Genomic DNA, 25281 nt, shown 5'->3' with positions numbered 1-25281 from the left:
CCTTGTTTATTTTGTTAGCTTAGCGAGCTGACGTAAAATATGTAGGTGGTGCTCAAATACCTGATTGGCCTGTTTTAGTTTTTCTACTTGGGTAAAATCATGCTTAATCGCCCAGCAGGTTAAACCTGCTGATTTTGCTGATTGAATACCACTTTCAGAATCTTCAATGGCTATTGCTTGTTCAGGGTTTAATTTAAGTTGCTCTACAGCTGATAAATAAGCATCTGGCGCGGGTTTGCTATTTTTTACATCGTTACCCGCAACCACTAAATCAACCACATCATCAATTTCATGCAAAGCCAAACTTCGTAAAACACTGCTTCGCTCTGCGCCTGATACTATGGCTATTTTTAGCTTTTGCTTAACTGCCCAATTTAATAATTCAACCATGCCCGGCATTAATGGAAAAGGCTGATTTAATAAAAAATCGTTAGTGCGCTGCTCTTTCACTAACGCTAATTCAGTAGCCGAAACTGGCAATTTATATTGTTTAATTAAATATTCAGCCGTAACATCGCCCGGAATGCCGATCCGTGGGATAAAGGCTTCAAACGAAAAATCGACTCCGTACTCAGCTAAAATTGCTTGCCAAATTTGGTGTTGGCAAGGCTCCGAATTAACAAGCGTGCCGTCATGATCAATTAATAAAGCAGTCAACATAGGCAACTCGTTAAATAGTATGAGAAATTTCTAATTCAGCTGTTTTTGTTTCGTTCGCAGCTAAATACCAGCTGTCAGAAAACGCATTACCGCGCTCAACACAAACAAATTCTTGATAGTGTTCGCCCCCTAAATCACCCATTGAATCTGCTTTATCAAAGCCTGGATTCCATACCACAGCGCTATTACAAGTTTGGCTTGATAATTTAATCTTAGGTTCGGTTTTAATCACTTGGTCGTTTGGAACGTTTAGATAAATACGATCAACTTCGCCTTTAAATTCGACCGGCCCTTGTTGAATATGAGCTTGGTAAGATTGAGTGTTATCTAAAAAGCTAGTCCAGTGTAAGCCTTCAATTTGAGTTTGAGCTAAATCTTTTACCGGATGATAGCTGTGCAACGCAAAGCTGACTGGCATGGTTTTTTCTGATTCATTATCAACAGTTAATGCTAACTTTAACTTTCGACCTAAAGTAATTTTATAGGTTGCTTTAAAATGATATGGATACAATGCGTATGTTGAATCATCACTTGAAAAACTTAAGGTTAGTTCTATATCACCGTTAGCTTGGGCAATGGCGCTGCTTAGCTGCCAATCTCTGTTTCTTACAAAGCCATGGCTAGGTTGGCTTTTATCTAATTGATTTTCACCAAACCAAGGAAAACAAACAGGAACACCGCCACGAATCGCTTTACCCGATTTATATTCTACTTTTGGGCTCACCCACAATAAAGGCGATTGTTGCTTAGGGGTAAACTCAATAACATGAGCGCCTTGTATAGCAATTACGGCATCGCAAAGTTCAGTTTCAACTATGACTAACGGCAAAGCTTGATGTTGCGCGCCATAGTGTTCTTTAGCGGTGCTTAAACGAACATTCTGCATAGATTCTAACGTACCTAATAAGGTTTCAAATGAAGACATTGACTACTACTCCAACTACTTACGTCAATTTTAAAGCCTCTATTTTAATCGTAGATGGATAAATGAACAAGGAAAACGTTTTACATTCAAATTTGCTAACTTAAAAATTGTAAACTTAGAGAGCTTAGGTGCTAAGCTCTCGTTGCTTTCAACCACATTTACGGTGCTTACAAGTACTAAATTTAAAGCATGTAATGCTCGGGTAATTCAACTTGTGCTGCACCTGATTCAACCGCTGCCACCGCAACAGCGCGAGCCACTCGCTGTAATAATCTAGGGTCCATGGGTTTAGGAATAATATAATCTTTGCCAAAACTTAAATGCCCAACACCGCTGGCGGTTAACACGCTTTCTGGCACAGTTTCTTTTGCGAGTTCACGAATCGCATGTACCGCGGCTACTTTCATCTCATTATTTATTTCAGTCGCTCGAACATCTAAAGCTCCCCGAAAAATAAAAGGAAAACACAATACATTATTCACTTGATTTGGGTAGTCACTGCGGCCAGTTGCCATGATAATATCTTTGCGCGCTGCTAGTGCCAACTCTGGTTTGATTTCAGGATCTGGATTAGAGCAAGCAAACACAACAGGATTTGGGTTCATTAATTTTAATGCTTCAGGCGGCAGTACATCAGGGCCAGACACTCCAACAAATACATCTGCGCATGAAAGCGCATCTTCTAGGGTTCGCCGGTCGGTATTATTGGCAAACAATTTTTTATGCTCTGCTAAATCTTCACGACGGGTATGAATAACCCCTTTTCGATCTAACATATAAATGCGTTCGCGCTGTGCGCCCACTTGAATTAACAGCTCCATACAAGCAACGGCCGCGGCACCTGCGCCCATACAAACAATAATGACGTCAGATATAGCTTTACCTTGAACTTCAAGCGCATTTAACATGGCAGCTGCCGTAACAATGGCGGTGCCGTGTTGGTCGTCGTGAAATACCGGCACGCTGCAGCGCTCAATCAATGCTTGTTCAATTTCAAAACACTCTGGTGCTTTAATATCTTCTAAATTGATGCCGCCAAATGTGTCTGCAATACTTGAAACCGTATTAATAAACTCTTCTGTTGTTCTGTGTTTTACTTCAATATCGATGGCATCTAAGTCTGCAAATCGTTTAAATAATAATGCTTTGCCTTCCATTACCGGTTTTGAAGCTAATGGGCCCAAATTGCCTAACCCTAAAATTGCGGTACCATTTGTAATAACCGCAACTAAATTGCCTTTAGCGGTATATTTGTAGGCCTCTTCTGGATTAGCGGCTATCTCTCTGACTGGCTCGGCCACGCCTGGGCTGTATGCCAACGATAAATCTTTGATGGTTTCGGCGGGTTTACTTAACTCTACACTAATTTTTCCGGGTCGAGGTTTTGCGTGATAATCTAAAGCTTGTTGACGAAAATCTGTCATATAATCTTTCCTATTTTCGTGACGCTATTGAATAGCCTAATAACGAATGTGTAGATTGACACTTTGATACCGCATTAAGGTCAACACAGTGTTAATTTAATTGCGTTCCTAACGTTAACTGCCAAGGTTTACTTAAATAAGCTCGCCAATGTTTGTCTTTATAAAAAACACTGGCTTGGATATGGATATCCTGGCCAATGAGTCTTGTGAAATCTATGGTTTTAAATGACTGATATAAGTCTTGCTGGCGAATGCCAACATATAATCTTTCATCTAACACGAACCACAAGACCTGATCTTTATTAAAAACTCGATTTAATTGCCCTACCCATTCGTGTTGATAGGCTTGGCTTTTTGCCACTGTTTTGGCTCGTTTGGGTTGCCATTTTGGATATTGCCAAATACCCAATTTATTGACTCTAGCGCTTAATTCCGCTTGGCGGTAGCATTGCCAAAACAAGCTATTACTGCCATATACCCATGCATCTGCGTAGCCTTTATTGACTAATTTTTGCTGCACATTTTCATCTTTATGGTTAAACACGTGCGCTAACATTCGATTGTAAGAATCAACTAACTCATTATCTAACACTAGATTAATTTTTTTATTTTTCCCAATTAATTCAGTTAAATATTGTTTCGCTTGCAATGCTAACGGCTCAGATTTTGTTTTATTTTTATGGTTAATTTCAGGTGTATCAATACCAATTAATCGCACCAATTGACCAGAGGTTAGTTTAACGGTGTCACCATCAACCACTTTATCAACTTGAGCTTGGCTATGATAAGCCAACACACTGCACTGTTCGTTAGCAGCTGAGTAATAGCTAAACAATAGGCTACATAATAAAATACAAAAATTAAGTGCTTTCAACGGTTTCCAACTTTTTATTTTTAGTGAGCATAGCAGATAAAGGTTTAGGTTTTGCAATAGCATAACCTTGCGCGTAATTAACGCCAATATTTTGTAGCTCAATTAAAATATCTTTTGATTCAACATATTCGGCTACTGTGCCCATCCCTATTGCTTTCGCAACTTCGTTGATAGACGTTACCATGGCTTTGTCAATAGGATCTTGAAGCATGTCTTTGACAAATCCTCCATCAATTTTTACGTTATTAACTGGTAAGTTTTTAAGATACCCGTAAGATGAAAAACCACTGCCAAAATCATCCAATGCAAAAATACATCCTAGCTTTTTAAATACTGCAATAAACTCAAGTGTTTCATCTAATTGTTGAATCGCCATAGATTCTGTAATTTCAAAACATACTTTATTAAATGGAATTTGATAACGTTCAAAACAGTCTAATATAAAGGTTTGCATGTCTTCATCAGCTAATGAAGGACCTGATAAGTTAATGGCGCATTGCCCAAGTTGTTCAAGTTGCTCAGGGTGCTCATTGAGCCATTTAAAATAATGATTAATCACCCAGCGATCAATTTTAGGCATTAAACCATAGCGCTCGGCTGCGGGTAAAAACAGCCCTGGCGGGACAATTTGACCGTTTTTATCTATCATTCTTAATAATACTTCGTAGTGTTTTAATTTAGCCCTTGTTTGAATTGATAAAATAGTTTGTGCGTATAAACAAAAGCGGTTTTGTTCTAGTGCTTGTTTGATTTCGCCAACTTGATGCATTTCGTCATGGCGGTTGTTTACATCTTTATCTGTAAGCGAATATGCGTGAATGCGGTTACGCCCTTTATCTTTTGCGGCATAACAGGCGGTGTCTGCAATACTGAGTGCATCTTCAAAATTATCTATACTTTTACCTAGGGTCATCATTCCTATGCTAACGCCCAATGTAAATACTTGTTCCCCCCATAAAAACCTAAAATCTTGTACCGCTTGTTTTAGATCGTTGGCAATAAGCAGGGCTTGTTCATCAATTTTATTTGGAATTAATACACCAAATTCGTCGCCGCCTAAACGAGCAATTTGACCTTTTTTATCCAGTACCATTTTTAGTTCACTCGTGAGCTGTTTAAGCATGGCGTCACCCGCTTTATGTCCACACGTGTCATTGACTAACTTAAATTGGTCTAAGTCCATGTAAAGTAAGGTATGTAATATTTGTTTAGTTTGGCTGCGCTTTATCACTTCGGTAACCAAATTTTCAAAAGCAAGACGATTTAATAGCCCTGTAAGCGAATCATGCTTAGCAATAAATTCAAGCCGCGCATCTGCTTTCTTTTTAGAACTAATGTCTATTGCTGAACCTATTAAAATACCGCCTTCATCCGCATCATTTTGGTACCTTAAGCACAATGAAACCCAAATTGTTTGTTTATCTTTTGTTTGCCACTGGGCTTCAAAATGCAAAACGCTCCCTTTATCTTGGGCGTTTTCAACTAGATTTTTTCGCACGGCTAAATCAACATAAAAATCAGTTATGCTGGTATGCTGAGCTAATAAATCTTGCAAGCTTGAATAACCTATTAATTCACAGAATGCTTTGTTTGCGTGCAAAATTTTACCATCTACAGTAGTGGTAAAGTGCCCTTCAACTGCATATTGATAAATATTATAAAACTGCTGATAATGATGCATTGCATCAAGTTGAGCGGAAAGTGTTTCTCTTCGTGATTGTTTAATGCGTTCTGTTAACACAGTAAATAACACAAAAAATGCTAAAAATTGTGAGCCAATTAAACTATATTCGGTCATCAAACTATAGTTAACCCAACCAAATCGACTAACCACAAATAAACACGCAGCGCCATTCATAAGCCCAAAGCAGAATAAATAGCCTTTACTCGCCATCATTTTATTTACACTGATTAGCCCCGCAATGAGCATTAAAATACAGCTGAGCATAAATATACTGATCGCCAGTGATATTCGATAATAATGCGGTAAAAACAAGCTTACAAAACTGAAAACAAAACACCCACATGAGACAGCAAATAACGTGGTATAAAGCCAGTAGGCCCTATTTTTTAACCCTAAAAAGCTAATGCTAAATAAATTAAGAAAACCTAAGCCAACAATTAAGGCAAAAAAGCTAATGGGTTGACTTAAATAAGCTTGATCAGGCCACAAATATTCCAGCGCAAATCCTTTTAGCGCGCTATAAAAAACAAAAAAGCTAACACTGTAACAGGCATAATAAATAAAACTGGTTTGTTGGTAAGTTACGGCCACAAAAACAGACAGCGCGATAATGACCGCTAAAATGCCCAGCGCGATACCAAAAGCTAAATTAAATTGCTGCTCTTTTTCAATAAAACCTTGTTGGGTATATAAACGCAGCGGTAATAAAAAAAAGCTTTCGCTTTTCATTTTTATAAAAATTTGCGCTTGAGTATTAGCACTTATGTTTAAGGGAAAAACAAAGGCTCGATGGACAAAGCTACGTTGATAATAAGCTTGATTCACGCCACTAGTGGCTATTGTAGTGAGTGCTTTAGTGGCTGAGTTATATTGGTAAACCTCGATTTGTTCAAGCAACGCATAATCTAAATATAAATAAACTTGTGTTGACTGCTTTTGTGAATTAAGCAACGTAAAATTAAGCCAATAAGGGTTTGGTGTTCTAGGTAGCGCTAGGGTTGAACGCTCGGTATTTTGCCAATTAAGATTTAAATCGCCATTTACTAATTGTTCAATAGTGAGCGGATTTTTAGCTTCTGTATATTGAATATAAGTACCCAAGGTTAGCGAGTTTTGAGCGCCGTTCAATACGTTATTTAGGTCAACTACTGAGTTGTGTTTATGAATAAATGGTTTTTCAGCAGGATTAGTTGCCGCTACGGCTGTTTTTATTGGGTGAATAAGCCCAATAAATATCATCCATAAAAATATAAGCACACCGCTGTTTATTTTATTTACCATTTTTATAGTAGCCTAACCGCTCAAGCTTATGTTTAGTCATTTACTATACCTGCTTTTGGTTAAAATAATCTAGTAACCACACGCTAAAAACTGATAAAGCGTTAACCTTTTTTTCACTTAATTTAACATTCATAGCTTTTAGCTGGCCTGCTTGTAACGGATCTATTTCAAAGTCATCTGAATCAAAGCAATCACTTTCAAACCAAGTAGATTCAGATAAATCTTCAAAATGAAAATAAAAGTCTTCTTGCAACAAGCAAACCCGCCAAGTAATGCGATCTGCACCTAAAATTACTTCCTGTATTTTAAATCCAGATTCAATCAACCATTGCTCTAAAGCCTGCTGACACTGGCTCCACTGCGGCCAATGCGTAAAGTGACAAATAACGGCATTGGGTGTGTCCTGAGTTGCGATTAATTGCGCCAGCTGAAACTGAGCTGGCGCAACGGGTGAAAAGTCTAGTTGGATTAACTGCTGCATGATATTGCTAACTCTTTAGCCCATTGTGGCGGGGTTTGTGCGTAATCTGCTTTGCCGCTTTGGCTGATAAATGGTTGTTTTAATACTTGGTATAACTCATTAACTGGCGTAAAGTCGCCTTTTTCGGCGGCTTCAATCACATTTTGCGCTAAATAATTTCGCAATACGTATTTGGGGTTAACTTGCTGCATTTGAGTTAAACGTTCAGCTTGTGGTAAATCTTGTTGAGTAACTCTGTGTAGATACGCATTAACCCACTCAGTGCTTTGTTCTGTGGCACCAAACCAAGCCAATAGTTTTTCTTGCTCTGGCGACTCTGATAATAATCTAAAGGTATTGGTAAAATCTAGTTGTTCTACTTGCATTAAATCTAGCAGTTGGCCTAATAAAGTTTTATCTGACGATTCAAATTGTGTTAATCCCAATTTTGCCTGCATGTTTTGGCTATAATATTTTATAAATTGAGGTTCGTATTGCTGTAAAGCAGCGCGTAACTCGTCGATAGATAACAGCTCTGATAATGCATGAGCTAAACAGTTTAAATTCCATAAAGCGATACTCGGCTGGCGATTAAATGCATAACGGCCTGTGTGGTCAGAATGATTACAAATAAAATCTTCTTGATAAGCATCTAAAAAAGCATAAGGACCATAATCAAACGTTAACCCTAAAATAGACATATTATCTGAGTTCATCACACCATGACAAAATCCAACCGATTGCCATTTTGCTATCAAGTTGGCCGTATCCTTAATCACTTGCTCAAAAAATGCCAATATAGGTTTGTCTGCGTTTAAGCAACCTGGAAAATACTGTTCAATTGTAAAATCAACCAACTGCTTTAACGCGTCACCTTGTTTGGTATGAAATAAATATTCGAAATGACCAAAACGAATATGCGAGCGACACACGCGGGTTAACATAGCAGCTTGCTCTTGGGTTTCGCGATAAACCGGGTTATCACCCACCGTTAAGGCGAGAGCCCGACTGGTTGGAATACCTAAATGATACATTGCTTCGCTGGCTAAAAATTCACGAATAGATGAGCGTAAAACGGCTCGCCCATCAGCACCTCTGGAATAAGGTGTTGGGCCTGCGCCTTTTAAATGCAAATCCCAAGTTAACCCGTCACTGGCTATCGCTTCGCCTAATAATAATCCGCGGCCATCTCCTAGCAAAGGATTGTATTGACCAAACTGGTGTCCTGTATATTTTTGAGCAAGCGGCTGCATACCCTCTATCAACTTATTGCCACTAAACACTTGTAAAAAATCATCTTTACTAATGAGCTGATTATCTAAGCCTAAAAAATTGGCCAGCTCATCATTATAACAAACTAGCTGTGGCTGGCTTAACCCCATAGGTGGTTGTTCAGCGTAATGACCTGCCATTTGCTTGGCATAACGATTATTAAATTGCATACTAACCTTATTAACTTTATAACTTTCAATTTGCGACATATACTCAAAACGGTTAAGTATTTTCGATGACAGCTTCTTGCCAAAATGCGTTGACTAAAGGTTCTACTAGGTGTTTTTGTAAACAGCACACCCCTAATTCAAAGGGCTCTATATCGGTACCGGCTTCTAGTTTTTTGACCTTTTCACGAACGGGACTGTTTTCAATCACAATATCAGGCGCAAGCCCTATTCCGCAACCCAAAGCCACCATAGAAACAATCGCTTCGTGACCTGTGACCGTGGCATAAATATTAGGTTTTAGATGATGCGAGCGAAACCATTTATCACTTCGGCTTCGTGTTAAACCGGCATCCGCCATAATAAATGGAATACTTTGCCAGTCAGTATCTGTTTGTTTTATTTTATTTGAGGTGTCGCAATCAAAATTAGGGCCTATTAATGAAAAGGGAATATTATCTATGGTATGAAATGCCATATTATTGGCTAAATGTTCGGGTCGTGCCGATAACGCAATATCAACTGAACCCTCTTCTATTTTACGCATAGCCAAAGAGGCCGCCCCTGTTTCTAACAAAATCTCAATTTTTGGGTAAGCTTGGCTTAGCCGCGTTAAAATAGGCGGGATATGTGAATAGCAGGCAGTCACTGAGCAAAATACTTTAAGCTGGCCTTTTAGCTCTTTACCCGAAGTTTGAGTTTGTTGTTTAAACCCGTGCCAAGCATCAAGCGTTTGCCGTGCGAAGGCTAAAAATTGAATACCGGCCTCTGTTAACACCACGCTGCGATTATCACGTTCAAGTAATACACAACCCGTTTCATCTTCTAACTTTTTAATCATTCGGCTTAATGTTGGTGCGCTGGTATGCATTGCCTCTGCGGTTCGCGCAAAGTGCAAAGTTTCAGTTAAATGAATAAAACAACGTAGTGATTTTAATTCCAAGAGGCACCCGTTTTGACCAAAGTTTAGTGGTTTGCTGATTAACTTAAATCAAGCTTTTATCAGTCGCATATTTAAAAAACAGTATTTCACAAACTGAAATACTGTTTTTTAAATATATCACTTTAAGCAACATTTGTAATGCGGTAAAGTATGCGCCATTCGGCTTGTCAGTAAACTGTCACTGACTTGGTTTAGACTATTTTATGCGAAAGCAAGTCTATGAATATACCGAAACAATTTTCTTTTATATCAATCAGCTAAGGATTAATCATGGCTAGTAATTATTTCAATACGCTTACTTTACGTGAGCAATTAGACCAGTTAGGTCGTTGTCGCTTTATGGAACGCAGCGAGTTTGCTGACGGTTGTAATGCATTAAAAGGCAAAAAAGTCGTTATCGTTGGTTGTGGTGCTCAAGGTTTAAACCAAGGTTTAAACATGCGCGATTCTGGTTTAGACGTATCATACGCTTTACGTGAAGCTGCCATTACTGAAAAACGTGCTTCATGGAAAAATGCTTCAGACAACGGTTTTACCGTTGGTACATACGAAGAATTAATTCCTTCAGCTGATTTAGTTTGTAACTTAACACCTGATAAACAGCATACCGCTGTTGTGGGTGCTGTTATGCCATTAATGAAGCAAGGTTCAACTTTAGCTTACTCACACGGTTTCAACATTGTTGAAGAAGGCATGCAAGTTCGTGATGATATTACGGTTATTATGTGTGCACCTAAATGCCCAGGTTCAGAAGTACGTGAAGAATATAAGCGTGGTTTTGGTGTACCTACATTAATCGCAGTACACCCTGCAAACGATCCGCAAGGCCATGGTTTAGAGTGGGCTAAAGCTTACGCTTCAGCTACTGGCGGCGATCGTGCTGGTGTTTTAGAGTCGTCTTTTGTTGCTGAAGTTAAGTCTGACTTAATGGGCGAGCAAACCATTCTTTGTGGTATGTTACAAACAGGTGCTATTTTAGGGTATGACAAAATGGTTGCCGAAGGTGTTGAACCTGGTTATGCCTCTAAATTAATCCAATACGGTTGGGAAACGATTACTGAAGCGCTTAAATATGGCGGCATCACAGGTATGATGGATCGTTTGTCTAACCCTGCAAAAATTGAATGTTTTGCGTTAGCTGGCGAATTAAAAGATATTTTACGTCCTTTATTCTACAAGCATATGGATGACATCATCACAGGTCACTTCTCAAAAACCATGATGGAAGATTGGGCAAATGATGACGTTAACTTATTAAAATGGCGTTCAGAAACAGCTGAAACTGCATTTGAAAAATCAACCGCTCAAGATGCACCTATCGATGAACAAGAATACTTTGATAACAACATTTTCTTTGTTGCTATGGTTAAAGCCGGTGTTGAATTAGCATTCGAAGCAATGACGGAATCAGGCATCATCGAAGAGTCTGCTTATTATGAGTCATTACATGAAACGCCGTTAATTGCTAACACCATCGCTCGTAAGAAATTATACGAGATGAATGTTGTTATCTCTGATACTGCTGAATATGGTTGTTACTTATTTGCTCACGCAGCCGTGCCATTATTAACTGATTTTGTTAAAGACTTAGACACAGCCTTTATTGGTCAGTATGTTGCGCCTGAATCAAATACAGTTGATAACGCACTATTAGTACGCGTAAATGACGAAATCCGCAACCATCCGGTTGAATGGGTTGGTCAAGAGTTACGTGGCTATATGACTGATATGAAAGCGATTGTAGATAAAGCTTCTATCTAAATTAGTCGCTAATTATTACAACTAAAAAACCCAGCCTGCGCTGGGTTTTTTTATGCCTGACAGTTAACGACTCTCCTAAGATTTTTAAATAAAAAGCGATGATTGAGCTTATAACTGTGGAGTGGTTGCAACTAGCCAACTGCCTTCCTTTTAGTTTTTTGTTTTTTATGGCAATACGGTTTAATTTTTTGATTTAAGCAGCGGTCGTGAATTGAGGTGACTGGAAATAGCTTGAATCAAGCTGACTTGGGTTTAAGTTAAATAGAGGTGAGTTAACTAAGCTTGAAATGCAATGTCGATTTTTAAAATCCAGATACAAAAAATCCCCGCAAAGCGAGGATTTTTGATTTTGTTAAACTACTAAAGTTTAGTTAAAAACTAATCTTAGTTAATACCACCAGAATTTGAACCAGAACCAGTGCCAGTGCCTGTACCTGTGCTGGTTAATTCACCACCATCTTCTAATTCAATAGCTGGATCTTCATATTCAAGATCTTCATCTAATTCTTGAGCTTCTTCTTGGGCAGTTTTCACATAAGACGCAACTTCATCTAATAAAGCTTGTAATTCAGCAATATTGTCTTTATTTGCAGCGGCAACTGCTTTTACAGAGTTAGCCATAGCCGTTAGTTTATTCGATAAAGTTGTTTCGCCTGAGTTAGTATCAACACGAGCTAAAGCAGCGTTAAAAGCAGAAAGCTTTTTAACAACAGCGTTTGATTGCGAAGCTACATCTGTACCGTCAACTAATTTTAAAGAGAAAATATCAATGCCATCTTGCTCTTCTTCCGTTAAACCCACTAAATCTAAAACAATTTTTTGTAATTGTGCTTTAGTTGCATTAGGAACGTCTTTTGCAATTTCAGCTGCTAATGTCGTTAATGTATTAACAGGCGTTGAAGATACGGATTGGCCTGAAGATACATATGCCACTGATGACAAGCTTACACCAGTAAGATCTGTCGCTTGAACTTCATCTTCGTATGCTACACTACCACAGCCTGAAGGTGCATCACATACCATAGTTGTATCACTATCAGCAGTTACAACAATAACAACATCGCCACTCACGTCTAAAGTGAAATCGTATTCACCGTTTGCATCTGTTTGGATGTCTTGATCAGCTAATAAGTCATTTGAACGATTAGTGTCTGATTTTAAATATGCAGAAACAGTTGCTCCGGCTAAAGGACCTTTAATAGCAGCACCATCAAAAGCGACTGTCATAGTAGGATCAGTAAAAACTGCATCGCCGTCGCCAATAAAGTTACAACCAGTTAATGCAAATGAACCCGCTAGGGCTAGTGATAAAGCAGTGTGCTTAAACGTTAATTTCATTTTTTCAGCTTCCTTGTATTTTGAGATCTGAAAGGATTTTTTAAACTTAGCCTGATTTAAAAACAGTTTTGCTAAATTTGCAAGTGTCTTTTTTGTGACGACCATGCCACTTTAATTTTCACTGTCCATTGTATCGTTTATTATAAAAACCGCAAACGAGTTTATTGACCTAATTCAAATTTTTTAACTATTTTGGCTAAAGTTTTTTTCCCTATCCCTTTAATTGATTTAAGTTGCTTTTCATCTGTAATATTTCCATGTATTTCACGGTATTTAATGATAGCTTGCGCCTTAGATTTACCTAAACCAGGAACGGCCGTTAACTGAGCCAATGTCGCGTCATTTATGTTGATTTTGGCTTTTTTGTCTTCGGTTTGGACAACTTCCGTGCTGTTCGATGAGGTTTCGTTTGCAAGGGCATTAAATTGAATTGAATTTAAGCTAGTAAGTAATGCAATTGAGAGTATTAAACGTTTCATATCCTTTATCCTTCGCTCCATTTATTAGTTAAATTCAACCTTAGTCAATGGTCTGTAATGTCGCCACTATGAAGAATTATTTTTTTATATAGATTTGGAATATAATACTCATGGTTTTGCATAAAGGTATTTTTGCTGATAGGTTTTAACGAAATGAGATCAAGGTTATTACATGTTGGTACTGGGTAAAACCCAATTGCACTTCCAATTCGTTGATATTGAATACGATAACCGGCTTGCTCTTTAACGATCCAGTTATCTTTTTGCTCTATATAATCAAACCAAGGTACAGTTTGCTCCATCCAGCCTAGCAATTTTTTTTTCGATTTAAAGTAATAACTTGGTTTTATTACGACCAAATTATGGCCCAATTTTTTGCCAAATTGGTCAACATTTAATGCACACCTTTGGCGGGCTTTATCTTCATTTAGTAAATATTCATCTTCTAGCCCTAGCCAATGTGCTAACTCATGCCCTAGTACTTGGGTATTAAGTTCACGCGGCATAAAAATAAATTGCCCTTGCCGATAGGCTCTTGTTAGGTTTGGTGATTCAATCAACCAATGTGTGGTTTGAAGTCGCTTATCATTAATTTCTGGTGTTTTCGTGGGTATATTTTTCGACCAATGATGACCACTAATACAAAAGCTAGACTCCGCAAAAAAATCAAGGTCAAGTAGTGTTTGTAAGCTATATTGAATCTTTTGTAACTGCTGATAATTGCTGGCAAGTAACTGAATGGGTTTGCGGCATTTAATTAAAGCATGAGTGTCATAATTAGCTGGGTGGACTTTACTGTTTAATGCTTTCAAAACCTGAGTAAAATCATACTTGTAAGTGACTAATTCGGTTTGAGTGTAGTTTTGTGCTAACGGGTTATTGTTAATTAAATAAGCCCATTGAGATTCTGGTTCACCTTGTTCAATGAGAAATTTAGCATACTCAAATTTAAAATTAGCATCTTGATTTAATGATAAAGCTTTTTTATACCAAGTATCTGCCACTAGTGGGGCCGATTGCTGATTCATTTGTGCTAATTTAAATGAGGCTTTAGCGGCATAATGATCTGCTTTGTGATTGTTTGCTAGCTTTTTAAGCCAATAATGACGCTCAAACGAAGATTCGCTGTGGTTTGATAAATACCACTGGCTGATTAAATGCTGTTGATTGGCCCAGTCTTGCGCCATAGTTTGAGGAATGTTTAGTTGAGTAACCGCTTGCCAGTTAGTTTGTTGTTTGAGTTGTTGATGAAAATTACGCTGCTCATGAGGGGATAAATTGTTGTACCAGTCTATTTCGGCAGCCGTTAACTGTAATAGTCCGCTGTTTGCTCTGGTGGTAATTTTATCAATAGTGGGATAAAAGCCTAAGCTAAAATACCAATAAGCCGAGCCAGCTAATACGCTGGCCAAACCAATAACGAAAGGTAAAAAAAATTTAGCTTTTATCAACATCGACAGTTAGCATTTCTAGTTCAAGCTGAGCATACCTGTATTCAATAAATTCATAAACTTGAGTTGACAAAACAGCTTTAAAATACGTTTTTGCTGCTTGCTTTTGTCCCTTTAACTTCAATTTTTTGCCAATATAAAAATACGCTTCGCACAAATTTTGGTTAATACTTTGTGTGCCTTCTGCTGCATATTGCTCTGCTTGATTCAATAACTCAGCTTCAGATAATTCACCTTGGATATAGCGCACTATTTGAGCACTCCAGCTATTGGTATCTAATGCTTTAGTCTGAGTTGCTAATTGCTTTTTAGCAGCCTGAGGATCATAACTTTGTTTAGCAAAATACCACCACAACACTCTAAACCCATCGGTTTGGTCAAACTGGTAAAAGCTTTCAAAATCCATTTCAGCTAGTTTCGCTCGACCGCCATAATATAAGGCAATCGCACGGTTAAAATAAGCAAATTGATGTGACGAATCTAATTCGATAACTGAATCAAATGATTCATATGAGCGACTAAATTCTTGTTGGCGCAAATAATAAATGCCTATCATATTATAAGCATCAGCTAAATCAGGTTTCAGCTCAAGGGCATATAACCAATCAAAATATGCAAGGTGTGATAACCCAATCGCATCGTATAACACCCCTCGCTGAAAGTAGATTTCGGCTCTGTCAATTTGATTAAATGCAGGGTCACTTAATAAATCCGATAAACGTTTAATCGTAACTTGTTGTTTAAGTGTATGCGTAACTGGCTTTATTTTATTTAAATCGGGTGTTGTTTGGATTGACTGGTTTGCGCAGCCCGCTAACAAAACCCCAGTTAACAACGGCCAAATTGCTACTTTTGTTAAAATTGACATAAACCAACCCATCCAAGTTATAATTTTATGAGTGTGCCAGAGTTTAGGATCAGATACAAAACTCATGCTAATCGTGTAAAAAAGATTAGCTAACCTTAACTCGAGACAACTAGAAACAATAAAGGGAAGCTAATAGCTTCCCTTTAGGTTATAAACAAGTCTGTAAACGAGTTTATTCTGGTTGAGCTTCTGCAGCTTCAGCTGGCTTTTCTTCTAAGCCTTTCATTGTTAAACGTACACGACCTTGACGGTCAATTTCTAGTACTTTAACTTTAACTTGCTGGCCTTGAGATAAGTAATCAGACACCGCATTAACGCGCTCTTCAGCGATTTGAGAAATATGAACCAGACCTTCTTTACCTGGTAAAATTTCAACAAAAGCACCAAAATCAACACAACGCATGACTTTACCGTCATAAATTGCACCTACTTCAACCTCAGCTGTAATGGTTTTAATTCGGTCGATTGCCGCATCAGCTTTATCTTTGCCTGTTGCTGCAATTTTAACCGTACCATCTTCTTCAATTTCGATCGTTGTGCCTGTTTCTTCAGTTAACTGACGAATCGTTGCGCCACCTTTACCGATCACATCACGAATTTTATCTTGGCTGATTTTGATAGTATAAATGCGTGGTGCAAATTCAGAAACTTCTTCTCTGTGTCCACCAATTGCATCATCCATTACGTTTAAGATATGTAAACGTGCAGCTTTCGCTTGGTTTAATGCAATTTGCATAATTTCTTTGGTGATACCTTCAATTTTGATATCCATTTGAAGTGCGGTAATACCTTCGGTAGAACCTGCTACTTTAAAGTCCATATCACCTAAGTGATCTTCATCACCTAAAATGTCAGAAAGTACCACAAAGTTTTCATCTTCTTTAACTAAGCCCATTGCAATACCAGCAACAGACGCTTTAATTGGAACACCAGCATCCATTAACGCTAATGATGAACCACAAACAGAAGCCATTGAACTTGAACCGTTTGACTCAGTAATTTCAGATACGATACGGACTGTATACGGAAATTCTGTGGCATCAGGCATAACGGCAGCAACACCACGCTTAGCTAAACGACCATGACCAATTTCACGACGCTTAGGTGAACCAACCATACCCGTTTCACCAACACAGTATGGAGGGAAGTTGTAGTGGAATAAGAAACGATCTGTTTTATCGCCCGTTAAGCTTTCAACATTTTGTGCATCACGCTCTGTACCTAAAGTAGCCACTACAATTGCTTGAGTTTCACCACGGGTGAACAATGCAGAACCATGAGTTCTTGGTAAAACGCCAGTGCGAACGTCAAGTGCGCGAACCATTGTAGGGTCACGACCATCAATACGTGGTTCACCTGAGATAATTCGGCTACGAACTACTTTTTTCTCAACTGAACTTAAAATATCACCGGCTAAATCGGTATCGATTTCTTCATTTTCTGATACTAACTCTGCTAATACTTTATCTTTTAAAGCATTAACTGCGTTTTTACGCTCGCCTTTATCTGCGATTTGATAAGCATCGTTAAAGCCTGCTTGTGCTAAACCTGATACTTTTTCAACTAAAACGCTATCAACCGGATCGGGTTGCCAATCCATTTTTGGTGTATTCACTTCAGCTGCAAATTCGTTGATATTTTTAACAACAGTTTGCATTTGCTCATGGCCATACATAACAGCGCCAAGCATAGTATCTTCAGATAAAATCGCGGCTTCAGATTCAACCATAAGTACTGCATTTTCAGTACCCGCAACCACTAAGTCTAAGTCTGAAGTTGCTAATTCACTGGTTAATGGGTTTAGCATATATTGGCCGTCTTTATAACCAACGCGAGCTGCGCCGATTGGGCCTTGGAATGGAATACCTGCAATTGATAAAGCCGCCGAAACACCCACTAAAGATACGATATCAGCTGAGATTTCAGGATTTGCAGACATTACAGTTACTACGATTTGTACATCATTAGTAAAGTCTTTTGGAAATAAAGGTCTAACTGGACGGTCGATTAAACGTGCGGTTAATGTTTCGCCTTCACTTGGACGACCTTCACGTTTAAAGAAACCACCAGGGATTTTACCTGCAGCATAAGTTTTTTCTTGGTAATTAACCGTTAACGGGAAAAAATCACGACCTGGCTCTGCTTCTTTTTTTGCCACAACACTGACTAATACAGTTGTGTCGTCCATACTTGCCATTACAGCAGCTGTTGCTTGTCTTGCTACTACGCCTGTTTCTAATTTGATCTCATGTTGACCATATTGAAACGATTTAGTTATTGGAGTCACTATAAATTTCCTTTACGCTTACTTTGCAATTTGTCTTTAATTTCGAGCTAATTATACGGAACAATTTAGCAAATAAGTACAGATGTTGTGCAGATAAACAAAAAAAAAAGGGCCAAAAGGCCCTTTTTTTAGAATTTTTTCGATAATTGGCAAATTAACGACGTAAACCTAGACGTTTAATCAATGATGAATAACGTTCAACATTTTTACGCTTTAAATAATCTAACAAGCTACGACGTGAGTTAACCATACGGATTAAACCGCGACGTGAATGGTGATCTTTCTTGTGATCAGAAAAATGACCTTGTAACTTATTGATACGGTGCGTTAATAAAGCAACCTGAACTTCAGGTGAACCTGTATCAGATTCTTTAGTTGCATACTCAGCTACGATTGCAGCTTTTTCATCGTTAGTTAGTGACATAATGTTCTCCAACAAAAATTAGGGGTTGCCGATCACTAATCCAGCAATCCTAGGGTATTTCAACAAGATAATCTGAGTTGAAATAATGAGGCGCAGATTTTACCCTAAAGCGACTATATTACAAGCATTAGCGATTACTTTTTTGCTTGTAGGCTAAATCGCCAAAATTATGTACGAGAAGCTTTTTGTTCCGCTAATGCACTCGCGGTATTGAGTAAACGTTTAGTGCGCACAATTTTGGTATGGTCTAATACCTCTACTACACCTAAAAACGTGTTATCTGCCTGAGTGTAAGCACGGTAAAGCGCTGCACTTTGTTCTGGCATAGCAAATTTTTGTCCTTTACGTAGCTTATCTGCTTGCTGCTCGTTTAGAACCAATACCGGAATATGTTTAATACCGGCATCAACTGCCAGCAACGCATTGTCTCTTTGGTCGGCCGATAATTGTTCTAGTTCTGCAGCCGTTAGCATATGTTCGCTATCAAACCCTGAAATATGAGTACGTCTGAGCTCAGTAACATGTGCACCACAACCTAGGTTTTCACCTAAATCATCAACAATCGTTCGGATGTATGTCCCTTTAGAACAAGCGATGGTCATTGTGACATAAGGCAAATCTATTTCATCAACCGTTAAGGCATATACTTCAATTTGACGAACAGGCCTAGGAACTTCAATGCCTTTACGGGCATAATAATACAGCGGCCTGCCTTCATATTTTAATGCAGAATAAATTGAAGGCTGCTGCTCAGAACATCCCTTAAACTTAAGTGCCTGTTCAGTTATTTGCTCGGGCGTTACATTAACAGATCGAGTTTGTACAATTTCACCTTCCGCATCTGAGGTGTCAGTTCGCTCACCTAATTTAGCTGTTACCTGGTAAGTTTTATCAGCATTTAACAAATATTGACTAAACTTGGTTGCTTCACCAAAACAAATAGGTAATAAACCGGTTGCTAATGGATCTAACGCACCGGTATGGCCGGCTTTTTCAGCTTGATATAAAAATCGTATATTTTGTAATACTCGATTGCTAGACAAACCTTTTGCTTTATCTAATAAAATAATGCCATTAAGTGGCCTAAATTTTACCTTTTTATTCAACCGAATCGTCCTCGTCACCCGCATTATTTTTTGCTTTTTTGGTATCTGTCGCAATCGCTTCATCAACCAGTTTAGACATGCGAATACCTTCATTAACACTGGTATCTAAATAAAATTTAATGTTAGGTACCACACGCATCCGCATCGATTTAGCTAAAACAGATCGAACAAAAGGCGCACTTTCGTTTAACTGTTTAACTGCTATTTCAGCTTTTTCATCTTCTTGTAATAAGGCAGAAATATAAATTTTTGCATAAGCAAGGTCTCTTGACACTTCAACTGCAGAAACAGTGACCATGCCAATTCGAGGATCTTTTAAATCCCGCTGTAAAATTTGAGCAACCTCTTTTTGAATTTGCTGAGCCACTCGCTCTGCACGAGAAAAATCTCTAGCCATTTCATTCACCTAATTAGTTATTCACAATGATATAGTTAATCTGAAAATTCTGGTTAACTATATTAAGGGTTTATACCAAAAATCTGAAATACTTACTCTCAAATACCTTAGTATAGTGTAAAACGAAAAAGGGCCTTTCGGCCCTTTTAATCATTTAAAAATCGAAGTCTTTACAGTTGACGTTTAACTTCAACTGTTTCAAATACTTCAATCATATCGCCCACTCGAACATCGTTGTAGTTCTTAACACCAATACCACATTCAGTACCGTTGCGAACTTCTGGAACGTCGTCTTTAAAGCGGCGTAATGATTCTAATTCACCTTCATATATTACAATATTATCACGTAATACACGGATTGGATTGTTACGCTTAATAAGACCTTCAGTCACCATACAACCAGCAATTGCACCAATTTTAGGTGATTTAAACACATCACGCACTTCAGCTAAGCCAATGATTTCTTGTTTAAATTCAGGGTCAAGCATACCGCTCATTGCTTTCTTAACTTCATCTAACAAGTCGTAGATAATGCTGTAATATCGTAACTCAATACTTTCAGCTTCAATCATGCGGCGTGCAGTAGCATCCGCACGAACATTAAAGCCTAAAATAATAGCTTGAGATGCCGCTGCAAGTGAAGCATCGGTTTCGGTAATACCACCAACACCAGAGCCAATGATTTTAACCCGAACTTCATCTGTAGAAAGCTTAAGTAATGATTCAGAAATCGCTTCAAGTGAACCCTGTACGTCTGATTTAACGACTAAGTTCAACTCTTTAACATCACCTTCGGTCATATTAGAGAACATGTTTTCAAGCTTAGATTTCTGCTGACGCGCTAACTTAACTTCGCGGAATTTACCTTGACGTTTAAGCGATACTTCACGTGCTTTTTTCTCATCACGAACAGCAGTTGCTTCATCACCAGATTGTGGTACACCTGATAAACCTAAGATTTCCACTGGAATAGATGGACCAGCTTCTTCTATATCATTGCCGTTTTCGTCTCTCATTGCACGAATTCGGCCATACTCTAAACCACAAAGGATGATATCACCCTTTTTCAGTTTACCTGACTGAACTAAAATACTTGCAACCGGACCACGCCCTTTATCTAAGCGAGATTCAATCACAACACCTGATGCTAAACCATCGTGAACTGTGTCTAAATCTAATATTTCAGATTGAAGTAAAACGGCTTCTAGTAGCTCATCAATGCCTTGACCTGTTTTAGCCGAGACATAACAGAATTGAATGTCGCCACCCCATTCTTCAGAAATAACATCATGTTGTGATAATTCAGTTTTAATTCTTTCTAAATCAGTTTCTTCTTTATCAACTTTGTTCACCGCCACAACTAAAGGAACTTCAGCTGCTTTTGCATGCTGAATAGCTTCAACAGTTTGAGGCATAACACCATCATCTGCAGCAACAACCAAAATAACAATATCGGTTGCTTTTGCACCACGTGCACGCATTGAGGTAAACGCAGCATGACCTGGAGTATCTAAGAAAGAAACCATTCCGCCTTCAGTTTCTACATGATAAGCACCAATGTGCTGAGTAATACCGCCCGCTTCGCCAGAGGCTACTTTTGCACGACGAATATAATCAAGTAATGATGTTTTACCGTGGTCAACATGACCCATAACAGTAACAACTGGAGGGCGACGCCTAATTTCAGTTTGCTCACCACGATTTGCTAATAAATCTTCTTCAACCGCATTTTCGCTAACTGCAACACCTTTATGACCCATATCTTCTACCACTAATAACGCGGTTTCTTGGTCAATAACCTGATTAATGGTCACCATAGCGCCCATTTTCATCATGGCTTTGATTACTTCTGTACCTTTAATGGCCATTTTTGCAGCTAATTCAGCAACTGTAATGGTTTCACCAATTTTCACTTCTCGCTCTGTCGGCGAAACTGGTTTTTGGAAGCTATGCTGCATATTTTTAGGCGTAATTACTTTTTTACGCTTGCCTTTAGGTGCACGACGACTCGCCATAGCTTCCGCTTTTTCATCTTTTTTAGATGCTTTTTTCTTGCGGTGACGTGAAGATTTTTCTTCTTGTCTGTCTTTTTCTGCTTCAGCTTCTTGTGCATGTTTTGATGTATGCACATGCACTTCTTCTTTTTCCGCAGCTTTACGGCGAGCTTCTTCAGCAGCCCAACGTTCAGCATTTTCTTCAGCAAACTTTTTCGCTTCTTCTGCGATTCTAGCTGCTTCTTCTTCAGCTTTGCGTTGCTCTTCAGCTTCTTTTTTCTCACGTAAAGCAATTTCTTCTGCAGTCTCAACTGGCTTTTTACGCGTAGGTTGAGGTGCATCCGTGGTTATTTTAGTGTGAGCCACTTTGCTTGAAGGCGTTTTTAAATCTTTTTCTACTGGCTTAGTTGAACTTGCCGCAGCTTTTAACGCTTTTTCTTCAGCTTCTTTTTTAGCTTTAGCTTCTTGCTTAGCCTGCTCTTCAGCTTCTTTTTTAGCCTTTTCTTGGGCTTCAAGTTTCGCTTTTTCTTCAGCTGCTTTTTGCGCTTCAGCTTCAAGTTTAGCTTGCTCTTCAGCTTCTTTTTTCTGGTCTAGTTCACTTGCTTTTACATAAGTACGTTTTTTGCGAACTTCAACTTGAACAGACTTAGACTTACCGTGATTGCCAGCAACACTTAACGTGCTTTTGGTTTTTCGTTGTAAGGTCATTTTACTCGGCTTAGCCACATTATCTTGGCCACCGTGATGTTTATTCAAATGTTCAAGCAAAGTTTGCTTTTCTTGCTCGGTAACTTGGCTGCTGGGTGTTTTAGTGATCCCAGCTTCTGCAAATTGCTGAACTAATTTGTCGACTGATGTACCTACATCTGTGGCAAGCTTATCAATTGATACTTCTGACATTCAGTTATACCTCCGCCGTTATTACTCAGCTTCGTTTTCGCCGTCAAACCAACAAATGTTGCGGGCTTTCATGATTAATTTTCCTGCACTTTCTTCATCCAACTCATCAATATCTGATAAGTCGTCAATACCTTGCTCTGCAAGGTCTTCTAACGTGCAAATACCTTTATTCGCTAAAACAAAAGCTAGATGGCGATCTAAACCTTCTAAGTTTAACAAGTCTTCGGCTGGCTCTGTGTTTTCTAAAGACTCTTCATTAGCTAATGCTAATGTTGTTAATGCTGCTTTTGCTCGCTCGCGTAATTCTTCAACGATATCTTCGTCAAATCCTTCGACTTCCAGTAATTCGTTAACTGGAACATAGGCGATTTCTTCTAGTGTCGAGAAACCTTCTTCAACTAAAACGGTTGCAAAGTCTTCATCTATATCTAACTTTTCAGTAAATAAGTTCATCACTTTATCAGTTTCAGCTTGATGCTTCTGTGTCATGTCATCCACTGTCATAACATTAAGTTCCCAGCCAGTTAATTGGCTAGCTAGACGTACATTTTGACCACTACGGCCAATTGCTTGCGCAAGATTATCTTCTTCTACTGCGATATCCATTGTACGTTTATCTTCATCTACGATGATAGACGCAACATCGGCTGGTGCCATTGCGTTAATAACGTATTGTGCAGGGTTATCATCAAATAATACGATATCGACTCGTTCACCATCTAATTCGCTTGAAACGGCTTGTACCCGAGAACCTCTCATGCCAACACAAGCACCTACAGGATCAATTCGCTTATCATTTGATTTAACTGCAATTTTAGCTCTTGAACCTGGATCACGAGCGGCTGAACGAATGTCCAACATTTCTTCACCAATTTCTGGAACCTCAATTCGGAATAATTCAATCAGCATGTCTGGTTTGGTGCGGCTCATAATTAACTGAGGGCCACGCGCTTCAGGTCTGATTTCGTATAATAAACCACGCACTCTGTCACCAGGACGGAATGTTTCGCGTGGTAATAATTCTTCACGACGAATAATCGCTTCAGCGTTACCGCCTAAATCAAGAATGACGGCATCTCGACTCGATTTTTTAACAACGCCTGTTAAAAGCTCGCCAACTCGTTCTTCATACTCTTCAACAATTTGAGCTCGCTCTGCTTCTCGAACTTTTTGTACGATAACTTGTTTTGCTGTTTGAGTAGTAATACGGTCAAACTTAATTGATTCAATTTCATCTTCGACGTAATCGCCAAGTTGAGCAGTAGGATCTTCATACTGAGCTGCTTCTAAACCAATTTCAGCGTATGGGTTTTCTAAGCCTGTACCATCTTCACCAACAATTAACCAGCGACGGAAAGTAACAAAATCACCAGTCTTGCGATCGATGCTCACTCGAACTTCAATCTCGCCGTCGTATTTCTTTTTAGTCGCCATTGCAATAGCAGATTCCAGCGCCTGAAAAATTTTTTCACGAGGAACCGCCTTTTCATTTGATACAGCTTCCGCTACTAACAAGATCTCTTTATTCATTATTCAGCCTCGTTAATTAGATTCCATTAAAATTGGGGAACCACTTGTGCTTTGTCTATGTTTTTTATTGGAATCACATACTCTTCACGATCCACTTCAATCACTATGGAGTCGTTTTCTGTGCCTTTCAATAACCCTTTAAATTTACGTCTGCCATCTATAGGCATTTTAGTTTTTAAGTTGATTTGATGGTCGCTATACGCTGCATATTGTTCTAATTTAAACAATAACCTATCTAAGCCAGGCGACGAAACTTCGAGTGTATATTCATTAGTAATAGGATCTTCAACATCCAAAACGGCACTCACTTGCCGACTTACCTCTGCGCAGTTATCGACACTAATACCATCTGGATGTTCAATATAAACACGCAGTATTGAATGTTGACCAGCACGGACAAGTTCAATGCCCCACAAATCAAAACCTGTTACTGCTACCGCTTTTTCAACAACAGATTCGAGCTGTAATTCTTGTTTCGCCAAGCTATATGACCTCAATATTTAAAAATACAAAATAAAAAGCCCCGACTTGCGACCGGGGCTTCTCAAATAATAAAACCGGTTAAAATTATTAGGTTAAAAAACATTAGACCCAATAATTTAAGCATTAAATAAAAACTTAATGCTTACCAAATTTCTTCCTGAAAAGTGGTTGCAGATAATTGAATGAAAATTATACCATTTTCTCAACTTTGCAAACTCAATTTAGCTTTGCAGTATCCTGCGAAATACTTTGCCTTTATTTATACAGCTGACTCGCTGTAAAGATAATTAGTTTAAAAAACCAAACTGTTTTTCACTTTGATGAACTTGACTTTATTTTACTTTAAAAGACGCATCAGACTAACTAGCTTGTATAATTGGCAAGCATTATAGTGATTACAGAGTGTAAATTCAAACTTAATACTTATATATCCTGAGTTGAAGTAATTTAGATAAGGATAATTTCATTAAGTATTGTTTAATATTTGGTGCCGTGGGCGGGACTTGAACCCGCACGAGCTATGCTCACCACCCCCTCAAGATGGCGTGTCTACCAATTCCACCACCACGGCTA

The 25281-nt window shown here is 38.6% G+C and carries 20 protein-coding genes and 1 tRNA gene; 1 reads left to right on the top strand and 20 read right to left on the bottom strand.

Translation table 11 applies throughout. The annotated features are described in order from the left end of the window. Nucleotides 1–6: 6 nt before the first annotated feature. The 8 genes from OLW01_RS03320 to ilvY form a co-directional block, all read right to left on the bottom strand. Nucleotides 7–660, bottom strand: coding sequence for an HAD family hydrolase (locus OLW01_RS03320; protein ID WP_268075199.1), 654 nt, complete (start codon nt 658–660; stop codon nt 7–9). 10 nt (nt 661–670) lie between these two features. Beyond that, nucleotides 671–1585, bottom strand: coding sequence for a D-hexose-6-phosphate mutarotase (locus OLW01_RS03315; RefSeq protein WP_268075198.1), 915 nt, complete (start codon nt 1583–1585; stop codon nt 671–673). 182 nt (nt 1586–1767) lie between these two features. After that, nucleotides 1768–3009 carry a malic enzyme-like NAD(P)-binding protein gene (locus OLW01_RS03310; RefSeq protein ID WP_268075197.1) on the bottom strand — a complete coding sequence of 414 codons (1242 nt, stop codon included), beginning with the start codon at nt 3007–3009 and terminating at the stop codon, nt 1768–1770. 91 nt (nt 3010–3100) lie between these two features. Next, nucleotides 3101–3883, bottom strand: coding sequence for a thermonuclease family protein (locus tag OLW01_RS03305; protein WP_268075196.1), 783 nt, complete (start codon nt 3881–3883; stop codon nt 3101–3103). Beyond that, nucleotides 3870–6848 (bottom strand): EAL domain-containing protein, encoded by a 2979-nt coding sequence (locus OLW01_RS03300; RefSeq protein WP_268075195.1) that lies wholly within the window; start codon nt 6846–6848, stop codon nt 3870–3872. The genes OLW01_RS03305 and OLW01_RS03300 overlap by 14 nt, the downstream gene beginning before the upstream one ends. A 43-nt stretch (nt 6849–6891) precedes the next feature. Continuing rightward, nucleotides 6892–7329, bottom strand: a complete 438-nt coding sequence (locus OLW01_RS03295; protein ID WP_268075194.1) for a hypothetical protein — start codon at nt 7327–7329, stop codon at nt 6892–6894. Next, nucleotides 7317–8750: a protein adenylyltransferase SelO gene (locus OLW01_RS03290; RefSeq protein WP_268075193.1), complete on the bottom strand. Its 1434-nt coding sequence runs from the start codon at nt 8748–8750 to the stop codon at nt 7317–7319. Before OLW01_RS03290 ends, OLW01_RS03295 begins: the two co-directional genes overlap by 13 nt. Before the next feature lie 52 nt (nt 8751–8802). Continuing rightward, a complete protein-coding gene (gene ilvY, locus OLW01_RS03285; RefSeq protein ID WP_268075192.1) occupies nt 8803–9690 on the bottom strand; it encodes an HTH-type transcriptional activator IlvY in 888 nt (295 codons plus the stop codon). Nucleotides 9691–9960: 270 nt separating this feature from the next. Between ilvY and ilvC the strand changes: the two genes are divergently transcribed. Beyond that, a complete protein-coding gene (ilvC, locus tag OLW01_RS03280; protein ID WP_268075191.1) occupies nt 9961–11451 on the top strand; it encodes a ketol-acid reductoisomerase in 1491 nt (496 codons plus the stop codon). Between the two features lie 384 nt (nt 11452–11835). Here the strand turns inward: ilvC and OLW01_RS03275 are convergent, their stop codons facing one another. From OLW01_RS03275 to OLW01_RS03220, 12 genes are all read right to left on the bottom strand, one after another. Further along, entirely contained in the window at nt 11836–12789 is a 954-nt protein-coding gene (locus OLW01_RS03275) for a hypothetical protein (RefSeq protein WP_268075190.1), read from the bottom strand. 161 nt (nt 12790–12950) lie between these two features. Beyond that, nucleotides 12951–13268, bottom strand: coding sequence for a ComEA family DNA-binding protein (locus OLW01_RS03270; protein WP_268075189.1), 318 nt, complete (start codon nt 13266–13268; stop codon nt 12951–12953). Nucleotides 13269–13312: 44 nt separating this feature from the next. Continuing rightward, the gene (locus OLW01_RS03265) at nt 13313–14722 is read right to left on the bottom strand and encodes a hypothetical protein (RefSeq protein ID WP_268075188.1); all 1410 of its coding nucleotides are present in this window, start codon (nt 14720–14722) and stop codon (nt 13313–13315) included. Next, on the bottom strand, nt 14706–15587 hold the full coding sequence (nlpI, locus tag OLW01_RS03260) for a lipoprotein NlpI (RefSeq protein WP_268075187.1): 882 nt from the start codon (nt 15585–15587) through the stop codon (nt 14706–14708). Before nlpI ends, OLW01_RS03265 begins: the two co-directional genes overlap by 17 nt. Before the next feature lie 172 nt (nt 15588–15759). After that, nucleotides 15760–17874: a polyribonucleotide nucleotidyltransferase gene (gene pnp, locus OLW01_RS03255; RefSeq protein ID WP_268075186.1), complete on the bottom strand. Its 2115-nt coding sequence runs from the start codon at nt 17872–17874 to the stop codon at nt 15760–15762. Nucleotides 17875–18028: 154 nt separating this feature from the next. After that, a complete protein-coding gene (gene rpsO / locus OLW01_RS03250; protein ID WP_268075185.1) occupies nt 18029–18298 on the bottom strand; it encodes a 30S ribosomal protein S15 in 270 nt (89 codons plus the stop codon). 167 nt (nt 18299–18465) lie between these two features. Continuing rightward, the gene (truB, locus tag OLW01_RS03245; protein WP_268075184.1) at nt 18466–19404 is read right to left on the bottom strand and encodes a tRNA pseudouridine(55) synthase TruB; all 939 of its coding nucleotides are present in this window, start codon (nt 19402–19404) and stop codon (nt 18466–18468) included. Then, on the bottom strand, nt 19397–19801 hold the full coding sequence (rbfA, locus tag OLW01_RS03240) for a 30S ribosome-binding factor RbfA (protein WP_268075183.1): 405 nt from the start codon (nt 19799–19801) through the stop codon (nt 19397–19399). Before rbfA ends, truB begins: the two co-directional genes overlap by 8 nt. A gap of 170 nt (nt 19802–19971) precedes the next feature. After that, nucleotides 19972–22695, bottom strand: a complete 2724-nt coding sequence (gene infB, locus OLW01_RS03235) for a translation initiation factor IF-2 (RefSeq protein ID WP_268075182.1) — start codon at nt 22693–22695, stop codon at nt 19972–19974. Nucleotides 22696–22716: 21 nt separating this feature from the next. Further along, complete coding sequence (nusA, locus tag OLW01_RS03230) at nt 22717–24225, bottom strand: transcription termination factor NusA (RefSeq protein WP_268075181.1); 1509 nt, start codon at nt 24223–24225, stop codon at nt 22717–22719. A 26-nt stretch (nt 24226–24251) separates the two neighbouring features. Beyond that, nucleotides 24252–24707 (bottom strand): ribosome maturation factor RimP, encoded by a 456-nt coding sequence (rimP, locus tag OLW01_RS03225; RefSeq protein WP_268075180.1) that lies wholly within the window; start codon nt 24705–24707, stop codon nt 24252–24254. Nucleotides 24708–25193: 486 nt separating this feature from the next. Beyond that, nucleotides 25194–25279, bottom strand: a tRNA-Leu gene (locus tag OLW01_RS03220). Between the last annotated feature and the right edge of the window lie 2 nt (nt 25280–25281).

The organism is Catenovulum adriaticum, from assembly GCF_026725475.1.
Taxonomy (GTDB): domain Bacteria; phylum Pseudomonadota; class Gammaproteobacteria; order Enterobacterales; family Alteromonadaceae; genus Catenovulum; species Catenovulum adriaticum.
Note: the sequence above shows the minus strand (reverse complement) of the source record. Positions and strands in the feature narration are given on the sequence as shown.

Coding starts and splice junctions, on each gene's coding strand:
- OLW01_RS03320 (WP_268075199.1), bottom strand. CDS start 660: ATGTTGACTGCTTTATTAATTGATCATGACGGCACGCTTGTTAATTCG.
- ilvC (WP_268075191.1), top strand. CDS start 9,961: ATGGCTAGTAATTATTTCAATACGCTTACTTTACGTGAGCAATTAGAC.
- OLW01_RS03270 (WP_268075189.1), bottom strand. CDS start 13,268: ATGAAACGTTTAATACTCTCAATTGCATTACTTACTAGCTTAAATTCA.
- rbfA (WP_268075183.1), bottom strand. CDS start 19,801: ATGGCTAGAGATTTTTCTCGTGCAGAGCGAGTGGCTCAGCAAATTCAA.
- OLW01_RS03295 (WP_268075194.1), bottom strand. CDS start 7,329: ATGCAGCAGTTAATCCAACTAGACTTTTCACCCGTTGCGCCAGCTCAG.
- OLW01_RS03275 (WP_268075190.1), bottom strand. CDS start 12,789: ATGAAATTAACGTTTAAGCACACTGCTTTATCACTAGCCCTAGCGGGT.
- nlpI (WP_268075187.1), bottom strand. CDS start 15,587: ATGTCAATTTTAACAAAAGTAGCAATTTGGCCGTTGTTAACTGGGGTT.
- infB (WP_268075182.1), bottom strand. CDS start 22,695: ATGTCAGAAGTATCAATTGATAAGCTTGCCACAGATGTAGGTACATCA.
- rpsO (WP_268075185.1), bottom strand. CDS start 18,298: ATGTCACTAACTAACGATGAAAAAGCTGCAATCGTAGCTGAGTATGCA.
- nusA (WP_268075181.1), bottom strand. CDS start 24,225: ATGAATAAAGAGATCTTGTTAGTAGCGGAAGCTGTATCAAATGAAAAG.
- OLW01_RS03315 (WP_268075198.1), bottom strand. CDS start 1,585: ATGTCTTCATTTGAAACCTTATTAGGTACGTTAGAATCTATGCAGAAT.
- OLW01_RS03310 (WP_268075197.1), bottom strand. CDS start 3,009: ATGACAGATTTTCGTCAACAAGCTTTAGATTATCACGCAAAACCTCGA.
- OLW01_RS03265 (WP_268075188.1), bottom strand. CDS start 14,722: ATGTTGATAAAAGCTAAATTTTTTTTACCTTTCGTTATTGGTTTGGCC.
- OLW01_RS03290 (WP_268075193.1), bottom strand. CDS start 8,750: ATGCAATTTAATAATCGTTATGCCAAGCAAATGGCAGGTCATTACGCT.
- OLW01_RS03300 (WP_268075195.1), bottom strand. CDS start 6,848: ATGGTAAATAAAATAAACAGCGGTGTGCTTATATTTTTATGGATGATA.